This is a genomic window from Pseudomonas fluorescens, assembly GCF_902497875.1.
Lineage (GTDB): Bacteria > Pseudomonadota > Gammaproteobacteria > Pseudomonadales > Pseudomonadaceae > Aquipseudomonas > Aquipseudomonas fluorescens_BR.
The window spans coordinates 306,715-322,815 of record NZ_CABVHY010000001.1 but is presented as its reverse complement, the minus strand read 5'-3'; the positions used below and the strand labels follow the sequence as shown (position 1 = coordinate 322,815).

The window sequence follows — 16,101 nt, the reverse complement described above, 5'->3', positions numbered from 1 at the left end:
GGCTGAAACGATGGGTGGTCTCCCGAATGACCATGGCATCACCGTCCAGCGTGCACAGGTCGGTCGGCCAGACGACTGCTTGTAGCAACTCGCCGAGCAAGGGTGCGGCGATTGAGGAGATCCATTGTTCATCGCGAAACCCTTCACTGAGTTCGCGTACTTTCAGCGTCAGTCGATAGCTGTCATCCGACTCGCTTCGCCGGACATAACCCTCGGCCTGCAAGGTCTCCAACAGCCTGCGTACGGTGGTGCGGTGCAGCCCGCTCTGCTCAGCCAGTTGCGCGGTGCTGGCCCCGCCATCGAAGCGGTTCAAGCCATTGATCAGTGCCAGACCCCGCATCAGACCGCGCACGGCTTTGTATTCGGTCTCGCTCATGGATAGACCCTTTATTCTTATAAATCAATCATGTGCACTTAGTGCACATTAACAAGGGTTGTCGTTGTCGACCAGCCCGGTGATTTCCATACTGCGCCCAACAAGAAATCCAAAAGCGCTGTACGGAGATGACCATGAGTTCTGCACCCACTCCTTCCACATTGGACCTGACCACCGACGTCGCCATCGTTGGCGCCGGCCCTGTCGGCTTGATGATCGCCAATTACCTGGGCCAATGTGGTGTGAACGTCACCGTGGTGGAAAAGCTCGACAGCCTGATCGACTACCCCCGCGCCATCGGTCTGGACGACGAAAGCCTGCGTACTTTCCAGGCCGTCGGTCTGGCCGACAACGTGCTGCCGCACACCACACCCTGGCACGCCATGCGTTTCCTGACCCCCAAGGGTCGCTGCTTTGCCGATATACAGCCCAAGACCGATGAGTTCGGCTGGTCGCGACGCAACGCCTTCATCCAGCCCCTGGCCGACCGCGTACTGTTCGAAGGCTTGCAGCGCTTCGACAACGTCAACGTGCTGTTCGGCCGTGAGCTCGAAGGCTTCGAGCAAAGCGACAGCGCTGTGGTGCTCGACCTCAAGGATCAGAACGGCCGCAGCGAACGCCTGCAGGCCCGTTATCTGATCGGTTGCGACGGTGGCAACAGCCTGGTGCGGCGCAACCTGAACATCAGTTTCGAAGGCAAGACCGCGCCTAATCAGTGGATCGTGGTCGACATCGCCAACGACCCGCTGAGCACGCCCCATGTTTATCTGTGCTGCGACCCGGTGCGTCCTTACGTTTCCGCCGCCCTGCCCCACAGCGTGCGCCGTTTCGAATTCATGGTCATGCCTGGCGAAACCGAAGCCGAGCTGAGCAAACCCGAGAACATGCGCAAGCTACTGGCCAAAGTGCTGCCGAACCCGGACCACATCGAATTGATCCGCAGCCGCGTCTATACCCACAACGCTCGCCTGGCCGGGCGGTTCCGTGAGGGCCGGGTGCTGCTGGCCGGTGATGCCGCGCACATCATGCCGGTCTGGCAGGGCCAGGGTTACAACAGCGGCATGCGCGACGCCTCCAACCTGGCCTGGAAACTCTCGCTGGTGATCAAAGGCCTGGCCGCCGACAGCCTGCTCGACAGCTATGAACAGGAACGCCGTGACCACGCCAAGGCGATGATCGACCTTTCCGTGCTGGCCGGCCATGTGTTGGCGCCACCCAAGCGTTGGCAAGGCACCTTGCGTGACGGCGTGTCGTGGCTGCTGAATTACGTGCCGCCAGTCAAACGCTACTTCCTGGAAATGCGTTTCAAGCCAATGCCGCAATACACCCAGGGCGCCCTGATCGTACCGAACGAAAAATGCTCGCCAGTGGGCAAGATGTTCATTCAGCCGCGGGTACTGACCGAAGCCGGCGACACCGTGTTGCTGGATGAGGTGATCGGCGAGAACTTCGCAATTATCGCCTGGGGCTGCGACCCGACCTGGGGCCTGACGGCCGCGCAGATCGATCAGTGGCAAGCACTGGGCACGCGCTTTATCCAGGTACTGCCGGACGTCCAGCTCAAAGCTGCCCGTGACGTCAGCCAAGGTGTGATCCGCATCGGTGACAGCACCGGCCGCCTCAAGGAATGGTTCGCCCGTGGCTCGGCGTCCATCGCCCTGGTGCGCCCGGACCGCTTCCTTGCCGGCCTGGCCATTCCGCAAACCGTCGGCCAGGCCTGTGATGAATTGGCCCTGGCGCTCAAGGCACTGCCGCAACCTGAAGTGGCTATCCTCGCCAGCAAGGTGGCCTGACATGAGTGCCTATCTGCACTGCTTATCCCACACGCCGCTGGTGGGCTATGTCGATCCGACGCCAGAAGTGCTGGCCGAGGTGGATGGCATGATTGCTGATGCACGGGAGCGCATCGCCCGCTTCGACCCGGAGCTGATCGTGCTGTTCGGCCCCGACCACTACAACGGCTTTTTCTACGACGTGATGCCGGCCTTCTGCATCGGCATGGCGGCCCATGCCATCGGCGATTTCGACACGGCCGCCGGCCCTCTGGATGTGCCCAAAGCGCTGGCCGAATCCTGCGCCCAGGCGGTCCTCGATGCCGGCGTCGATGCCGCCGTGTCGTATCGCATGCAGGTCGACCACGCCTTTGCCCAACCCCTGGAGCTGTTGCTGGGCGGCTTGCAAGGCTGCCCGGTGATTCCGGTGTTCATCAACTCGGTGGCGGTGCCCCTGCCCGGCTTCAAGCGTGCCCGTCTGCTCGGTGAAGCGATCGGCCAGTGGGCGCAGTCGCTGAACAAACGCGTGCTGTTCCTGGCTTCCGGGGGCCTGTCCCACCAGCCACCGGTGCCGGAACTGGCCAAGGTCGATGCGCGCATGGCCGATCGTCTGATGGGCAGCGGCCGCCAGCTGCCAGCCGATGAGCGCCAGGCGCGCCAGCAACGCGTCATCCAGGCCGCCCGGGACTTCGTCGAAGACCAACACAGCCTGCACCCGCTCAACCCAACGTGGGATCAACAGTTTCTCGACACCCTCGAACAGGGTCGGCTGAGCGACCTCGATGCCCTGGGCAATGACGAGCTGTCGGCACTGGCCGGCAAATCCACTCACGAAGTGAAAACCTGGGTTGCCGCCTTTGCCGCGCTGTCCGCCTTCGGCCCTTATCAGGCCGAAGGGCGTTACTACCGTCCGATTCCCGAATGGATCGCAGGCTTTGCCGCCCTTGGCGCCCAGCCGCTGAACAACAACCACTGAATCCAAGGACCACTGCCATGACTGCCACTGAATCCGCATTCACCGAAGCCTCCACTAGCCGCTTTGCCCACATCAAGGAAGGTGAGCTGGACCTGCAACTGCATTACAACGACGTCGGCCAAGGCGCCGAGACGGTGGTGATGCTCCACGGCTCTGGTCCCGGTGCTAGTGGCTGGGCCAATTTCCACCGCAACATCGAACCCTTGGTGGCCGCCGGTTACCGCGTGATTTTGATGGACTGCCCAGGCTGGAGCAAAAGCGATCCGGTCGTTTGCGACGGCTCGCGCTCGGACCTCAATGCACGAGCGCTCAAGGGGCTGCTCGATGTTCTGGATCTGGACCGCGTACACATTCTCGGCAACTCGATGGGCGCCCACAGCACTGTAGCGTTCGCTCTGGAAAACCCTGAGCGCATCGGCAAACTGGTGCTGATGGGCGGCGGCACCGGCGGCCCAAGCGCCTTTGTGCCGCAACCCACCGAAGGCATCAAATTGATCGGCGCGCTGTACCGCGAACCGACCATTGAAAACCTGAAGAAGATGATGAACGTCTTCGTCTTCGACGCCAGCAGTCTGACCGAAGAGTTGTTCCAGACCCGCCTGGACAACATTCTGGCGCGCCGCGATCACCTGGAAAACTTCGTCAAGAGCAGCACCCTCAATCCCAAGCAATTCCCGGATTTCAGCCACCGGCTGCACGAAATCACCGCCCGGACGCTGCTCGTCTGGGGCCGCGAAGATCGCTTCGTGCCCATGGACACCGGCCTGCGCCTGCTGGCCGGCCTGCCCCAGGCACAACTGCATGTGTTCAATCGCTGCGGCCACTGGGCCCAGTGGGAACACGCCGAGACCTTCAACCGCATGGTCCTGGACTTCCTGACCCACTGATGACAGAGGCCGACATGACCCTTACCCAAGACACTCTGGTACAGCTAGCCGCTGACCTGCGCCATGCCGAAGCCCACAGCGAGGCCATCGCGCCACTGCGCGAGCGGATCGGCGAAGACAACGCCGAGGCCGCTTACGCCATCCAGCGGCTCAACGTCGCCCACGGCGTGGCCAACGGTCGCCGCGTGGTCGGGCGCAAGATCGGCCTGACCAACCCCAAGGTCCAGGCGCAGTTGGGCGTGGACCAGCCGGACTTCGGCACGCTGTTCGCCGACATGTGCTACGGCGACAACGAAAACGTGCCCATAGCTCGCGTGCTGCAACCGAAGATCGAGGCCGAAATCGCCTTGATCCTCGAACGCGATCTGCCCAGCGCCGACAGCACGTTTGCCGACGTCATGGCGGCGACCGGCTGGGTGGTCCCGGCACTGGAAATCGTCGGCAGCCGTGTACAGGGCTGGAACATCCGCTTCGTCGATACCGTGGCGGACAACGCCTCCAGTGGCTGCTTTGTATTGGGTGGCCCGGCTCGCCGTCTCGATGGGCTCGACCTGCGCCAGGCCAGCATGCGCATGACCCGCAATGGCGAAGAAGTCTCCAGCGGCAGTGGCGCCGAATGCCTCGGCCATCCCCTCAACGCGGCCGTCTGGCTGGCTTGCACCATGGCTCGCCTGGGCGATCCGCTGCGGGCGGGCGACATCCTTCTCACCGGTGCACTCGGGCCGATGGTGCCGGTAGCCGCCGGTGATCGTTTCGAGGCCGAGATCGATGGTATCGGCCGGGTCGGTGTGAACTTCATGGCTGAAAGTAGCGCCGAGTGATCGGCGACTTGCGTGCAAAAGAGGCAACAACAATGAACAAACTCAAAGTCGCCATCATCGGTTCCGGCAACATCGGCACCGACCTGATGATCAAGATCCTGCGTAACGCCAAGCACCTGGAAATAGCGGTGATGGTCGGCATCGACCCGGCCTCCGACGGTCTGGCGCGTGCCCAGCGCATGGGCGTCGCCACTACCCATGAAGGCGTTGCAGGCCTGACCCGCATGGACGTCTTCAAGGACATCGACTTCGTCTTCGATGCCACCTCGGCCGGTGCCCATGTGAAGAACGACGCCTTCCTGCGTTCGATCAAACCCGGCATCCGCCTGATCGATCTGACCCCGGCAGCCATCGGCCCGTACTGTGTGCCGGTGGTGAATCTGGAACAGAATCTGGATCGGCTCAACGTCAACATGGTCACTTGCGGTGGCCAGGCAACCATCCCGATGGTCGCGGCGGTGTCGCGTGTGGCGAAGGTGCACTACGCGGAAATCGTCGCCTCGATCGCCAGTAAATCTGCCGGTCCCGGCACTCGCGCCAACATCGACGAATTCACCGAAACCACCTCCAAGGCGATCGAAGTGATCGGCGGCGCGGCCAAGGGCAAGGCGATCATTGTGATGAACCCGGCCGAGCCGCCGTTGATGATGCGCGATACGGTGTTTGTGCTGTCCGAGGCGGCTGACCAGGTGCTGGTCGAGGCGTCCATCGAAGAAATGGCTGCCGCCGTGCAGGCCTATGTGCCGGGCTATCGCCTGAAGCAAAAAGTTCAGTTCGACGTGATCCCTGAAGACGCGCCGCTGCACATCCCCGGCCTGGGCACATTCTCGGGGCTCAAGACTTCGGTGTTTCTGGAAGTCGAAGGCGCCGCCCATTACCTGCCAGCCTACGCCGGCAATCTCGACATCATGACCTCCGCTGCCTTGGCCACCGCCGAACGCATGGCGCAGTCGATGCTGAACGCCTGAGGAGACCGACATGACTTTTAATCCCGGCAAAAAACTCTATATCTCCGACGTGACCCTGCGCGATGGCAGCCATGCCATCCGCCACCAGTATTCGATTCAGAATGTGCAGGACATTGCCCGTGCCCTGGACAAGGCCAAGGTCGACTCGATCGAAGTCGCTCACGGTGACGGTCTGCAAGGCTCGAGCTTCAACTATGGCTTTGCCGCGCACACCGATCTGGAATGGATCGAGGCCGCGGCCGATGTGATCAGCCACGCCAAGATCACCACCCTGTTGTTGCCCGGTATCGGCACGGTCCACGACCTGAAAGCCGCCTACAACGCCGGGGCCCGGGTGGTGCGCATCGCCACCCACTGCACCGAAGCGGACGTCTCGAAACAGCACATCGAATACGCCCGCGAGTTGGGCATGGACACCGTCGGTTTCCTGATGATGAGCCATATGATCCCGGCCGAGCAGCTGGCGCAACAGGCCAAGCTGATGGAGAGCTACGGCGCGACGTGCGTGTACATGGCCGACTCCGGTGGGGCGATGAACATGCAGGACGTGCGCGAGCGCTTCCGGGCGTTCAAGGCGGTGCTCAAGCCGGAAACCGAGACCGGCATGCACGCCCACCACAACCTGTCGCTGGGTGTCGCCAACTCCATCACCGCCGTCGAGGAAGGTTGCGACCGCATCGACGCCAGTCTCGCGGGCATGGGCGCGGGTGCCGGTAATGCGCCGCTGGAAGTGTTCATCGCCGCCGCCGAACGCCTGGGCTGGAACCACGGCACCGACCTCTACACGCTGATGGATGCCGCCGATGACATCGTTCGTCCGCTGCAGGATCGTCCGGTTAGAGTCGATCGCGAAACACTCGCACTGGGTTACGCCGGGGTCTATTCGAGCTTCCTGCGCCACGCCGAAGTCGCCGCCGCCAAGTACGGCCTCAAGACCCTCGACATCCTCGTGGAGCTGGGCCAACGGCGGATGGTCGGCGGCCAGGAAGACATGATCGTCGACGTCGCGCTGGACCTCTGTGGCGAGGGAGCTTGTCGGAACGCCGCATCGCCCCGTTCGGCTGCGAAGCAGTCGTAAAACTTGACACCGTGCACCCCACCGGCTGACCGCCCACGCAGCGGTCAGTCGGCCCTGTTTTGTCCATTACAACAATAAAACGGGTACTACCCATGACTTCGCTCACCCTAACAACACCGCTGCACCTGACGCGGACCATCGGTCTGTGTTTCCTCGTGGCCCTGATGGAGGGCCTGGATCTGCAGGCCTCCGGGATCGCTGCCCAAGGCATGGCGGCGGCTTTCGAGCTGGATAAATTGCACATGAGCTGGGTGTTCAGCGCCGGGATTTTCGGCCTGCTGCCCGGTGCGTTCGTGGGCGGCTGGCTGGCCGACCGCATCGGTCGCAAACGCGTATTGATGGCGTCGGTGGCGCTGTTCGGGCTGTTCTCGCTGGTCACGGCCATGGCCTGGGACTTCAACAGCTTGCTGGTTGCCCGTTGCCTGACGGGTGTAGGGCTTGGCGCTGCCCTGCCCAACCTGATCGCGCTGACCAGTGAAGTGGCCGGCCCGCGCCTGCGTGGTACCGCTGTGAGCCTGATGTATTGCGGCGTGCCGCTGGGAGCCGCACTGGCAGCTGGCATCGGCATCGCCGAGTTGGCCGGCGGTTGGCAGGTGGTGTTCTACGTCGGCGGCGTGGTGCCGCTGTTGATCGTGCCTTTGCTGGGGTTCTACCTGCCGGAGTCGCTGCAGTTTCGCGGCACCCAGGGCGTGGCGCCGATCGGCGTGGTCCAGGGCCTGTTCCGCGAGGGCGCGGCGCTGCCCACCGCACTGATCTGGATCAGTTACTTTTTTACCCTCATGGTGGTCTACATCCTGATCAACTGGCTGCCCAGCTTGCTGATCGGCCAGGGATTCAGTGGCCGCCAGGCCAGCTGGGTAATGCTCGCCCTGCAGATTGGCGCAACGGTCGGTACCTTGATGCTGGGTTGGGTGATGGACCGCCTGCCCGCTTGGGCACTGTCAGCACTGATCTATTTGGGAATCCTCGCCGCGCTGACTGCCCTGGGTCTGGCCAGCCGTCTGGAGAGCATGCTGGTGGCCGGCTTCGTCGCCGGCTTTTTCGCCACCGGTGGGCAGTGCGTGCTGTACGCCCTGGCACCGCATTTCTATCGCCCGTCGGTGCGCGCCACGGGCGTGGGCAGTGCGGTGGCCATTGGCAGACTGGGTGCAATGAGCGGCCCGCTGGTGGCGGGCAAGATGCTTGCCCTGGGCACCGGCACGGCCGGGGTGATGCTGGCTTCGGCGCCGGGGATCGTCATCGCCGCGGTGGCCATGTTCTACCTGTCGGTTCGGCGCAACGGTTCTCAGTCGGACTGACACCCACCCGTAATACCCCGCACCGGGACGGTGCGGGTTTACCCCAATAACAATAAAAGTGAACACCGCCATGCTCAAGACTTCTCTTCGGGCGCTCAGCGCCTGCACCTGCGTTTTATCCCTTGGCCAGGCCTGCGCCAGCGGTTTTATCGATGACAGCCACGCCGACCTGACGATGCGCAACTATTACTTCGATCGCAATTACGTAAACGCAACGCCCCAGGCCGCCGCCCGCGAATGGGCCCAAGGTTTCATCCTCAACCTGCGCTCAGGCTATACCGAAGGGCCGGTGGGGTTCGGCCTGGACGCCCAAGGCCTGCTGGGTGTGCGTCTGGATTCCTCCCGTGCTCACACCGGTACCGGCCTGTTGCCGTACAACCCCACCACCCGGGAGCCCGCCGATGAGTATTCGGAGCTGGGCCTGACGGCCAAACTCAGGGCGTCGAAAAGCGAGCTGCAACTGGGCACCATCAGCACTCTCCTGCCGATCGCCTTCGCCAGTCCTACCCGCCTGCTGCCACAGACCTTCCGCGGCGCGTATCTCAAGTCCCAGGAACTCGAGCGCCTGACCCTGCACGTCGGCTGGCTGGATCGCATCAACCTGCGCGACTCCACCGACTACCAGAAAATGTCGGTGGGCTCGCCCAACGGGCGCTTCAATGGTGCCGCCGAGTCAGATCGCTTCCTCTTCGTCGGCGGCGACTACGCCTGGTCTCCACAATTGACCCTCAAGTACTACCACGCAGAACTCGCTGACCTGTACCGCAAGGACTACTACGGCTTCGTCGACAATCGCCCGCTGGGCCCCGGCAGCCTGAAAAGCGATTTCCGCCTGTTCGTCACTGGCGAGGACGGCGCGGCCAAGGCCGGTCCGGTGGACAACCGCAACGCGGCGCTGATGCTGACGTATGCCCTGGGGTCCCACAAGTTCGGTGCCGGCTACATGCAACTGAGCGGCAAGACAGCCATGCCGTACCTGTTCGGCACCGAGCCGCTGGTGATCACCGAAGGCACTATGAGCTCCGAGTTTCTGAACCCCAGGGAGCGCAGTTGGCAGGTGCGCTATGACTACAATTTTGCCGGCCTGGGCGTGCCGGGACTCAATGGCATGCTGCGCTACGTGAGTGGCGACAATATCGAGCTGCCCAAACTGGGAGGCTCCAACCTGACCGAGAGCGAAAAGGATATCGAGCTGTCCTACGTGCTGCAGGGCGGCGCCCTCAAAGGCCTCGCCCTGCGGGCGCGCAACGCCTGGTACCGCAACGACTTCAGCGCCCGGGCCAGCCATCGGGATGACAATGAACTGCGGCTGAATGTCGATTACACGTGGAAGTTGTGGTGAGACCTCTGGTGCCGGGAAAAAATGGGCGATTACCGGTCACCTCAGCTTGTTGCCATCCCCACCCCGACCTACCCTGTGCGACGGCCAAAAGCAGCACTTCTCACCAACAGTCATCTGGCCTCAGCGGAAACCAATCATGCGTGTACCGTCATCCCCTTTGTGTTTCGCTCTTTTGAGCAGCTTTTCGGCAGCCTTCTGCCAAGCCTCCGATTTCAGTTGGGTCGACCCAGCCGTCGCCTCAGTCAACCAGGACGTCATCGAGCTGCGCCACACCATTCACCAGAACCCCGAGCTGGGAAATATGGAGGTGAAAACTTCTGAACTGGTTGCGCAGCAGCTTAAAGGGCTGGGGCTGGAGGTGCGCACCCACATCGGCAAGACGGGCGTGGTCGGCGTACTCAAGGGTGGTAAACCCGGCCCTGTGGTGGCCTTGCGCGCTGACATGGATGCCCTACCCGTCAAGGAAATGACCGGCTTGCCGTTCGCCAGCACAGCAATCGGCGTACACCGGGGGAAAACGGTACCGGTCATGCATGCCTGTGGGCATGACACGCACACGGCGATGCTCCTGGGCGCGGCCAAGGTGCTTGCGGAGCATCGCAATGAGGTCGCCGGAACGGTGGTTTTTCTTTTCCAGCCGGCTGAAGAAGGCGCCGCCGATGTGGATGAGTTCCAGGCAGACGCGGTGATCGGCGCGCAGGCGATGATCCGCGACGGTGCACTGGACACCCCGAAGGTAGAGGCCATATTCGGGGTTCATGTCATGGCCGGTTACCCGACCGGCCACCTGTATTACAAATCCGGGACTGTGCTCAACAGCAGCGACGCCTTCCGCATCACCATCAAAGGCCAGCAGACCCACGGCTCCGCGCCGTGGAGCGGCGTGGACCCGATAATCGCCAGCGAGAACATCATCGGCGGCCTGCAGACGCTGGTCAGTCGGCGGATAGACATGACCAAGGGCATGGGCGTCATCAGTGTCGGCACGATCAATGCCGGCTCGGCGAGCAATATCATTCCCGAGACTGTCGAACTCACTGGCACCATTCGCACCAATAACGCCTCGATACGCAACACCATGCTGCAGAAAATGCCGCCGCTGGTGAACGGCATTGCCAGCGCCTATGAGACCAAGGCCAACCTGTTACTGGTGAACATTGCCCCAGTCACCACCAATAATCCTGCGCTGACCGAAGCCATGGTGCCCGCACTGGAGCTGGCTGCGCCGGGCAAGGTCGAGCGTCTGGAATCATCGCTCTCACCGAGTGAGGACTTTTCCTACTATGCAGAGAAGGTGCCTGGTCTGTTCGTGTTTCTTGGAGCAACGCCTGAAAACCAGGACATGCAGAAGACTCCGAATAACCACAGCCCCTACTTCACCGCGGACGATGCGACCTTGGCCACAGGGGTGAAGGCGCATGTTCAGTTTGTACTCAACTATCCGGGGCGGGAGGCCAAAAAATCTTGAAGGCCATTTCGGATTGGAGGAACAAAGGGGTGGAGTGATGTTTTTGTCGGGTTTAACGCCACCGACCTGCCCTCTGCCGAGGGCTGCGTTACGCCTTTGCTGGTAGCGGCCTATCCGCCGTACCGAGCATCATGGAAGACGGAACAGGCTACCCGTATCAGGTCGAATGCAGTCATTCGACCTGACGCGGAACCGGCCTTCTGAGTTGTTGGCTGGCTACCTACAGGCGTCTGGCTTGGTGCAAACCCGACATGGGATGGGCACTTTTGTGCTGGATAACCTCAACATCCATGGCTTGCGCATTGATCCGGCAACCATCGTCACAGCGAGTTTCTACCTGAGGTGCTGGCAGGGTTTCTCGCACCCGCAGAACCTTACCGGGCGATTGTCCGGAGTAGGCTACACGCAAGATTGGGAAGCAAGGTCAGGCACTGCCTCGGCGAAATTGTGTCTCCTACCTTCCGATATGTATCAAGTGAAGGCACAATGCACGCCCTTTTTGGCTGGCCTTGCCGGAGGCCTCGAATGATCAAGACACCGTACTACCTCATCGACAAACAGAAACTGCTGGTCAATATGCAGAAGATCGCCTACGTGCGCGAACAGTCCGGGGCCAAGGCCCTGCTGGCACTCAAGTGCTTCGCCACCTGGTCGGTGTTCGATCTGATGCAGCAATACATGGACGGCACCACGTCGTCGTCGCTCTACGAGCTCAAGCTCGGTCGACAGAAGTTCGCTGGCGAGACCCACGCCTATAGCGTGGCCTGGGCCGACGACGAGATCGAGGAGATGCTCGCCAACTGCGACAAGATCATCTTCAACTCCATCAGCCAGCTGCAGCGCTACACCGAGGCTTCAGCAGGCAAGGTGCGCGGTCTGCGGGTCAATCCGCAGGTGAGCAGCTCGGATTACCTGCTGGCCGACCCGGCGCGGCCGTTCAGCCGCCTGGGCGAGTGGGATCCGGCGGAGATCGAGCAGGTCATCGAGCAGATATCCGGTTTCATGTTCCACAACAACTGCGAGAACGATGACTTCGGCCTGTTCGACCAGATGCTGTGCACCATCGAAGAGCGATTCGGTCATCTGCTGCACAAGGTCGAGTGGGTCAGCCTCGGCGGCGGCATTCACTTCACCGGTGAAGGCTACGCGCTGGACGCTTTCTGCGCGCGCCTCAAGGCTTTCTCGCAGAAGTACGGCGTGCAGGTTTACCTGGAGCCGGGCGAAGCCGCCATCACTCAGAGCGCGTCGCTGGAAGTCACCGTGCTCGATACCCTCTACAACGGCAAGCACCTGGCGGTCGTGGACAGCTCCATCGAGGCGCACATGCTCGATCTGCTGATCTATCGCCTGAATGCCAAGCTGGCGCCCAGCGAGGGCGAGCACACCTACATGGTGTGCGGCAAATCCTGCCTGGCCGGAGACATTTTCGGCGAGTATCAATTTGATCGTCCGCTGGCCATCGGCGATCGGCTGTCGTTCATCGACGCAGCGGGTTACACCATGGTCAAGAAGAACTGGTTCAACGGCCTGAAAATGCCGTCCATCGTGGTGAAACAACTCGACGGTAGTGTCGAGGTGGTTCGTGAGTTTGGTTTCAACGACTACTTGTCCAGCCTCTCGTAAGCTGGCAGAGAAGGAGAGAGAGAAAAATTGAAGAAGAATGTACTTATCATTGGTGCAGGAGGTGTCGCCAAGGTGGTGGCCCACAAGTGCGCGCAGCACAACGATGAACTCGGTCGTATAGCTATCGCGTCGCGCAGCATCTCCAAATGCCAGGCCATCATCGACAGCGTCAAGGCCAAGGGCAGCCTCAAAGTGCCCGCCGATATCCAGGCCTACTCGCTGGACGCCCTGGATGTGGAAGCGACCAAGGCGCTGATCCGCGAAACCGGATCGCAGATCGTCATCAACGTCGGTTCCGCTTTCCTCAACATGTCGGTGCTGCGTGCCTGCATCGATACCGGCGTGGCCTATCTGGACACCGCCATTCACGAAGAACCGGGCAAAATCTGCGAGACGCCGCCCTGGTATGGCAACTACGAGTGGAACCACCTCGAAGAGTGCAAAGAGAAAAACATTACCGCCATTCTCGGCGTGGGCTTCGACCCGGGTGTGGTCAACGCCTATGCAGCACTGGCGCAACAACAGTATTTCGACCGCATTGACTCGATCGACATTCTTGATGTCAATGCCGGTTCCCATGGCAAGTATTTCGCCACCAATTTTGACCCGGAAATCAATTTCCGCGAGTTCACCGGACAAGTGTGGAGCTGGCAGAACAGCCAGTGGACCAGCAACACGATGTTCGAAGTCAAACGCACCGACGACTTGCCGGTCGTAGGGGCGCAGAACCTGTACCTGACCGGCCATGATGAAGTGCACTCGCTGTCGAAGAACCTCGGCGTGCCTAACGTGCGTTTCTGGATGAGCTTCGGCGAGCACTACATCAATGTGTTTACCGTACTCAGGAACCTCGGCTTGCTCTCCGAGCAACCGGTGTTAACCGCCGAAGGCCTGGAAGTCGTGCCGCTGAAAGTGGTCAAGGCCGTGCTCCCTGATCCGAGCTCACTGGCGCCCGGCTACACCGGCAAGACCTGCATCGGCGATCTGGTCAAGGGCACCAAGGATGGTCAGCCGCGCGAGGTGTTCATCTACAACGTCGCCGACCACGAGCAAGCCTATGCAGAAACCGACAGCCAGGGCATTTCCTATACCGCAGGCGTGCCACCCGTGGCTGCAGCCCTGCTGGTAGCCCGTGGCGAGTGGGACGTACGGCGCATGGTCAACGTCGAGGAACTGCCGGCTGAGCCGTTCCTCAAGGCGCTGGATGTGATGGGCCTGCCGACCCGCATCAAGGACGAGTCTGGCGACCGTCCCTGGAACCCTATCGCCTGATAGCGTTCAAAAACAGGGTGCGCCAGGAAGGGCGCACCTTGTTATCTTCACTGCCTCGATGGCTTTGTCCAGTTCGACGCCGTCCTTCAACTTGTCGGTAATCAGGTTCTGATACAACTTGTTCAGCGTCGGGTCCTGCAGACCAGAGAGCCTGTCTCGTCAAGGGTGCCGCCGTCAGCAACAACAGCCGCAATCCCGGTTATTTGCGTACGCGAGAAGCGTCCACATTCCGCCCACCTATCCACTCGATAAACTTGGCAACCAAGGGCTCGTCCGCACGGGCTTCGGGACACAAACAATAGTAGTTTTTTGACGCCTCGATGGTCATCTCGAAAGGAAACACCAGGCGGCCGTCATGAAGATAGTCCCTGACCAACCAGCGACTGGCCAGCGCTACGCCCTTCCCCTCCAGCGCAGCAGAAAGCACCGTGGCCATCGAGTCGAATCGAGCAGTTTTGACCGGTAGATTTTTCGCTTTTGATTTAACCAGCCAGCGCCGCCATTCGCTGCCGTCATCTTCATGCAATATCCACACATCTGCCAATCCTTCAACGGTGCGAAGCGGCACTGATCCGTTTAACAAGCGCGGGCTGCACACCGGCGCAATATCGATATTCTCTAAAAGATGCCAGGTAAGGCCTGGCCATGGAGCATTCCCATAGACAATGGCCACATCAGTGACACGCCAATCAATTTGGCCAGGGTCGCTACACGACTGAATGTCGAGCGTTGACAACCCCGTACTCTCGGCAAATTCAAACAGGTTGGGCGCCAGCCATGAAACGGCCAAAGCCTGGGGCATTGAAACCCGGAACTTATCCCCGAGAGGTTCTTTCGCCTTGCTGCCGGAAATCTGGTCCAGGCAGCCATTGATCTCGAATAACGCCGACGCGACCGAGCGCTGCAGCAGTTTCCCCGCATCCGTGAGTTTAAGCCGCCTGCCGTCCTTGGCAAAAAGCTCGACCCCCAACGACTCCTGCAGGCTACGCAGCTGCTGGCTTACCGCTCCAGGAGTGATATAGAGCTCTGAGGCAGCAGCCCTTACCAATCCCAATCTGGCGACCGATTCGAAAACCTTGAAATAGGTGAGATTGGGAGCACTATTCATAATAATCGTTAAGTTATACTAAACAAAAATACGTTAAAATTTATCGCTGTAAATGTCAATAGAATGATCCTAGAATCATGACAAACAATAGCCACAAGAAGAACCCTCATGGCAATTACCGCTCGCCCCTTCAACTACCCGTACGATGGAAATTTCGACCCCAAAAAAACTGCACTTATGGTCATCGACCTGCAAATCGACTTTATCGCTCACGATGGATACTTTGCGAAGATGGGCTACAACCCTGCATCCATTCGCAAAATCGTTCCTGTAGTCAATGCAGTCATTGAAGCGGCGCGAAGTGTCGGTTGTTTAATCGTACACACCCGCCAAGGCTATCGTGCCGACATGGCCGACATGACGGACTATGAAAAGTGGCGCCGCAAGCAGTCGGGCCTGGACAATACCAATGTTCTACTGCGCTCATCCCCAGGTTTCGAAATTGATCCGGAAATCAATGTCAGCCCGGAAGACGTGATCATTGATAAAACCGCGAATGGGGCGTTTACCTACACAGAACTTGATCATGTACTTCGCGCAAAGGGAATAACACATTTACTGTTCAGTGGCTGCACGACAGATGTTTGCGTGAGCACCACGATGCGAGAAGCTCAAGACCGTAATTACCAGAACCTGCTGATTGAAGACGCCTGCGCCAGCGGCGATCAGTATGCACACGAAGCGGCCATTTACATGGTCACCGTTGAAAACGGGATTTTCGGAACAGTGGCAGAAAGCCAAGAAGTTATAAAGTTCCTGTCAACTCTTAACACCCCTACCTCTCAGTGCACGAGTTAATTATGCCCCTCTTCATCTCCTTGATGCGCATGACACATAAAGGCCTTACCGAATTAAAAGACTCACCTGAGCGAGGGAGGATCAGCAAAGAACGTGTAGAACGCCTGGGTGGACGCAGTCTCGGTCTGTTCGCCACCATGGGCCCTTATGATTTTGTTCAAATATTTGAAATGCCCAGTGAAATATTGATGATGGAATACTTGCTGACCGCTCGCCAGGACGGGCATGTCGAACCCTTGATTTTAAGAGCCTTCGACACGACCGAATGGGGCTCCATAGTAGACAACATCCCTAGAACATAATAATACCGGAGA

At 60.2% G+C, this 16,101-nt stretch carries 15 protein-coding genes; 13 read left to right on the top strand and 2 right to left on the bottom strand.

Annotated elements, in window-relative coordinates; all coding sequences use genetic code 11:
* A partial coding sequence (locus F8N85_RS01475; protein ID WP_150801916.1) for a helix-turn-helix domain-containing protein occupies positions 1-376 on the bottom strand: 376 nt, incomplete at its 3' end.
* Between the two features lie 134 nt (positions 377-510).
* Here F8N85_RS01475 and F8N85_RS01470 point away from each other — a divergent pair.
* The 11 genes from F8N85_RS01470 to F8N85_RS01420 all read left to right on the top strand — a co-directional run bounded on the left by F8N85_RS01470 (position 511) and on the right by F8N85_RS01420 (position 13,881).
* Entirely contained in the window at positions 511-2,169 is a 1,659-nt protein-coding gene (locus F8N85_RS01470) for a bifunctional 3-(3-hydroxy-phenyl)propionate/3-hydroxycinnamic acid hydroxylase (protein WP_150801915.1), read from the top strand.
* Between the two features lies 1 nt (position 2,170).
* Positions 2,171-3,124 carry a 3-carboxyethylcatechol 2,3-dioxygenase gene (mhpB, locus tag F8N85_RS01465; protein ID WP_150801914.1) on the top strand — a complete coding sequence of 318 codons (954 nt, stop codon included), beginning with the start codon at positions 2,171-2,173 and terminating at the stop codon, positions 3,122-3,124.
* 17 nt (positions 3,125-3,141) lie between these two features.
* Entirely contained in the window at positions 3,142-4,011 is an 870-nt protein-coding gene (locus F8N85_RS01460; RefSeq protein ID WP_150801913.1) for an alpha/beta fold hydrolase, read from the top strand.
* A gap of 14 nt (positions 4,012-4,025) precedes the next feature.
* Positions 4,026-4,832, top strand: coding sequence for a 2-keto-4-pentenoate hydratase (gene mhpD, locus F8N85_RS01455; protein ID WP_150801912.1), 807 nt, complete (start codon positions 4,026-4,028; stop codon positions 4,830-4,832).
* Positions 4,833-4,864: 32 nt separating this feature from the next.
* The gene (locus tag F8N85_RS01450) at positions 4,865-5,800 is read left to right on the top strand and encodes an acetaldehyde dehydrogenase (acetylating) (RefSeq protein WP_150801911.1); all 936 of its coding nucleotides are present in this window, start codon (positions 4,865-4,867) and stop codon (positions 5,798-5,800) included.
* Between the two features lie 10 nt (positions 5,801-5,810).
* The gene (gene dmpG / locus F8N85_RS01445) at positions 5,811-6,878 is read left to right on the top strand and encodes a 4-hydroxy-2-oxovalerate aldolase (protein WP_150801910.1); all 1,068 of its coding nucleotides are present in this window, start codon (positions 5,811-5,813) and stop codon (positions 6,876-6,878) included.
* A 92-nt stretch (positions 6,879-6,970) separates the two neighbouring features.
* Positions 6,971-8,176 carry a 3-(3-hydroxy-phenyl)propionate transporter MhpT gene (mhpT, locus tag F8N85_RS01440; RefSeq protein WP_150801909.1) on the top strand — a complete coding sequence of 402 codons (1,206 nt, stop codon included), beginning with the start codon at positions 6,971-6,973 and terminating at the stop codon, positions 8,174-8,176.
* A gap of 70 nt (positions 8,177-8,246) precedes the next feature.
* Positions 8,247-9,518 (top strand): OprD family porin, encoded by a 1,272-nt coding sequence (locus tag F8N85_RS01435; RefSeq protein WP_150801908.1) that lies wholly within the window; start codon positions 8,247-8,249, stop codon positions 9,516-9,518.
* A 136-nt stretch (positions 9,519-9,654) separates the two neighbouring features.
* Positions 9,655-10,986: an amidohydrolase gene (locus F8N85_RS01430; protein ID WP_150801925.1), complete on the top strand. Its 1,332-nt coding sequence runs from the start codon at positions 9,655-9,657 to the stop codon at positions 10,984-10,986.
* 525 nt (positions 10,987-11,511) lie between these two features.
* Positions 11,512-12,609: a carboxynorspermidine decarboxylase gene (locus F8N85_RS01425; protein WP_150801907.1), complete on the top strand. Its 1,098-nt coding sequence runs from the start codon at positions 11,512-11,514 to the stop codon at positions 12,607-12,609.
* A gap of 27 nt (positions 12,610-12,636) precedes the next feature.
* On the top strand, positions 12,637-13,881 hold the full coding sequence (locus tag F8N85_RS01420) for a saccharopine dehydrogenase family protein (RefSeq protein ID WP_150801906.1): 1,245 nt from the start codon (positions 12,637-12,639) through the stop codon (positions 13,879-13,881).
* A gap of 199 nt (positions 13,882-14,080) precedes the next feature.
* Here the strand turns inward: F8N85_RS01420 and F8N85_RS01415 are convergent, their stop codons facing one another.
* Positions 14,081-14,989, bottom strand: coding sequence for a LysR substrate-binding domain-containing protein (locus tag F8N85_RS01415; protein WP_150801905.1), 909 nt, complete (start codon positions 14,987-14,989; stop codon positions 14,081-14,083).
* 108 nt (positions 14,990-15,097) lie between these two features.
* Between F8N85_RS01415 and F8N85_RS01410 the strand changes: the two genes are divergently transcribed.
* Positions 15,098-15,787 (top strand): cysteine hydrolase family protein, encoded by a 690-nt coding sequence (locus F8N85_RS01410; RefSeq protein WP_150801904.1) that lies wholly within the window; start codon positions 15,098-15,100, stop codon positions 15,785-15,787.
* A 2-nt stretch (positions 15,788-15,789) separates the two neighbouring features.
* A complete protein-coding gene (locus F8N85_RS01405; RefSeq protein ID WP_150801903.1) occupies positions 15,790-16,089 on the top strand; it encodes a GYD domain-containing protein in 300 nt (99 codons plus the stop codon).
* Positions 16,090-16,101: the final 12 nt, after the last annotated feature.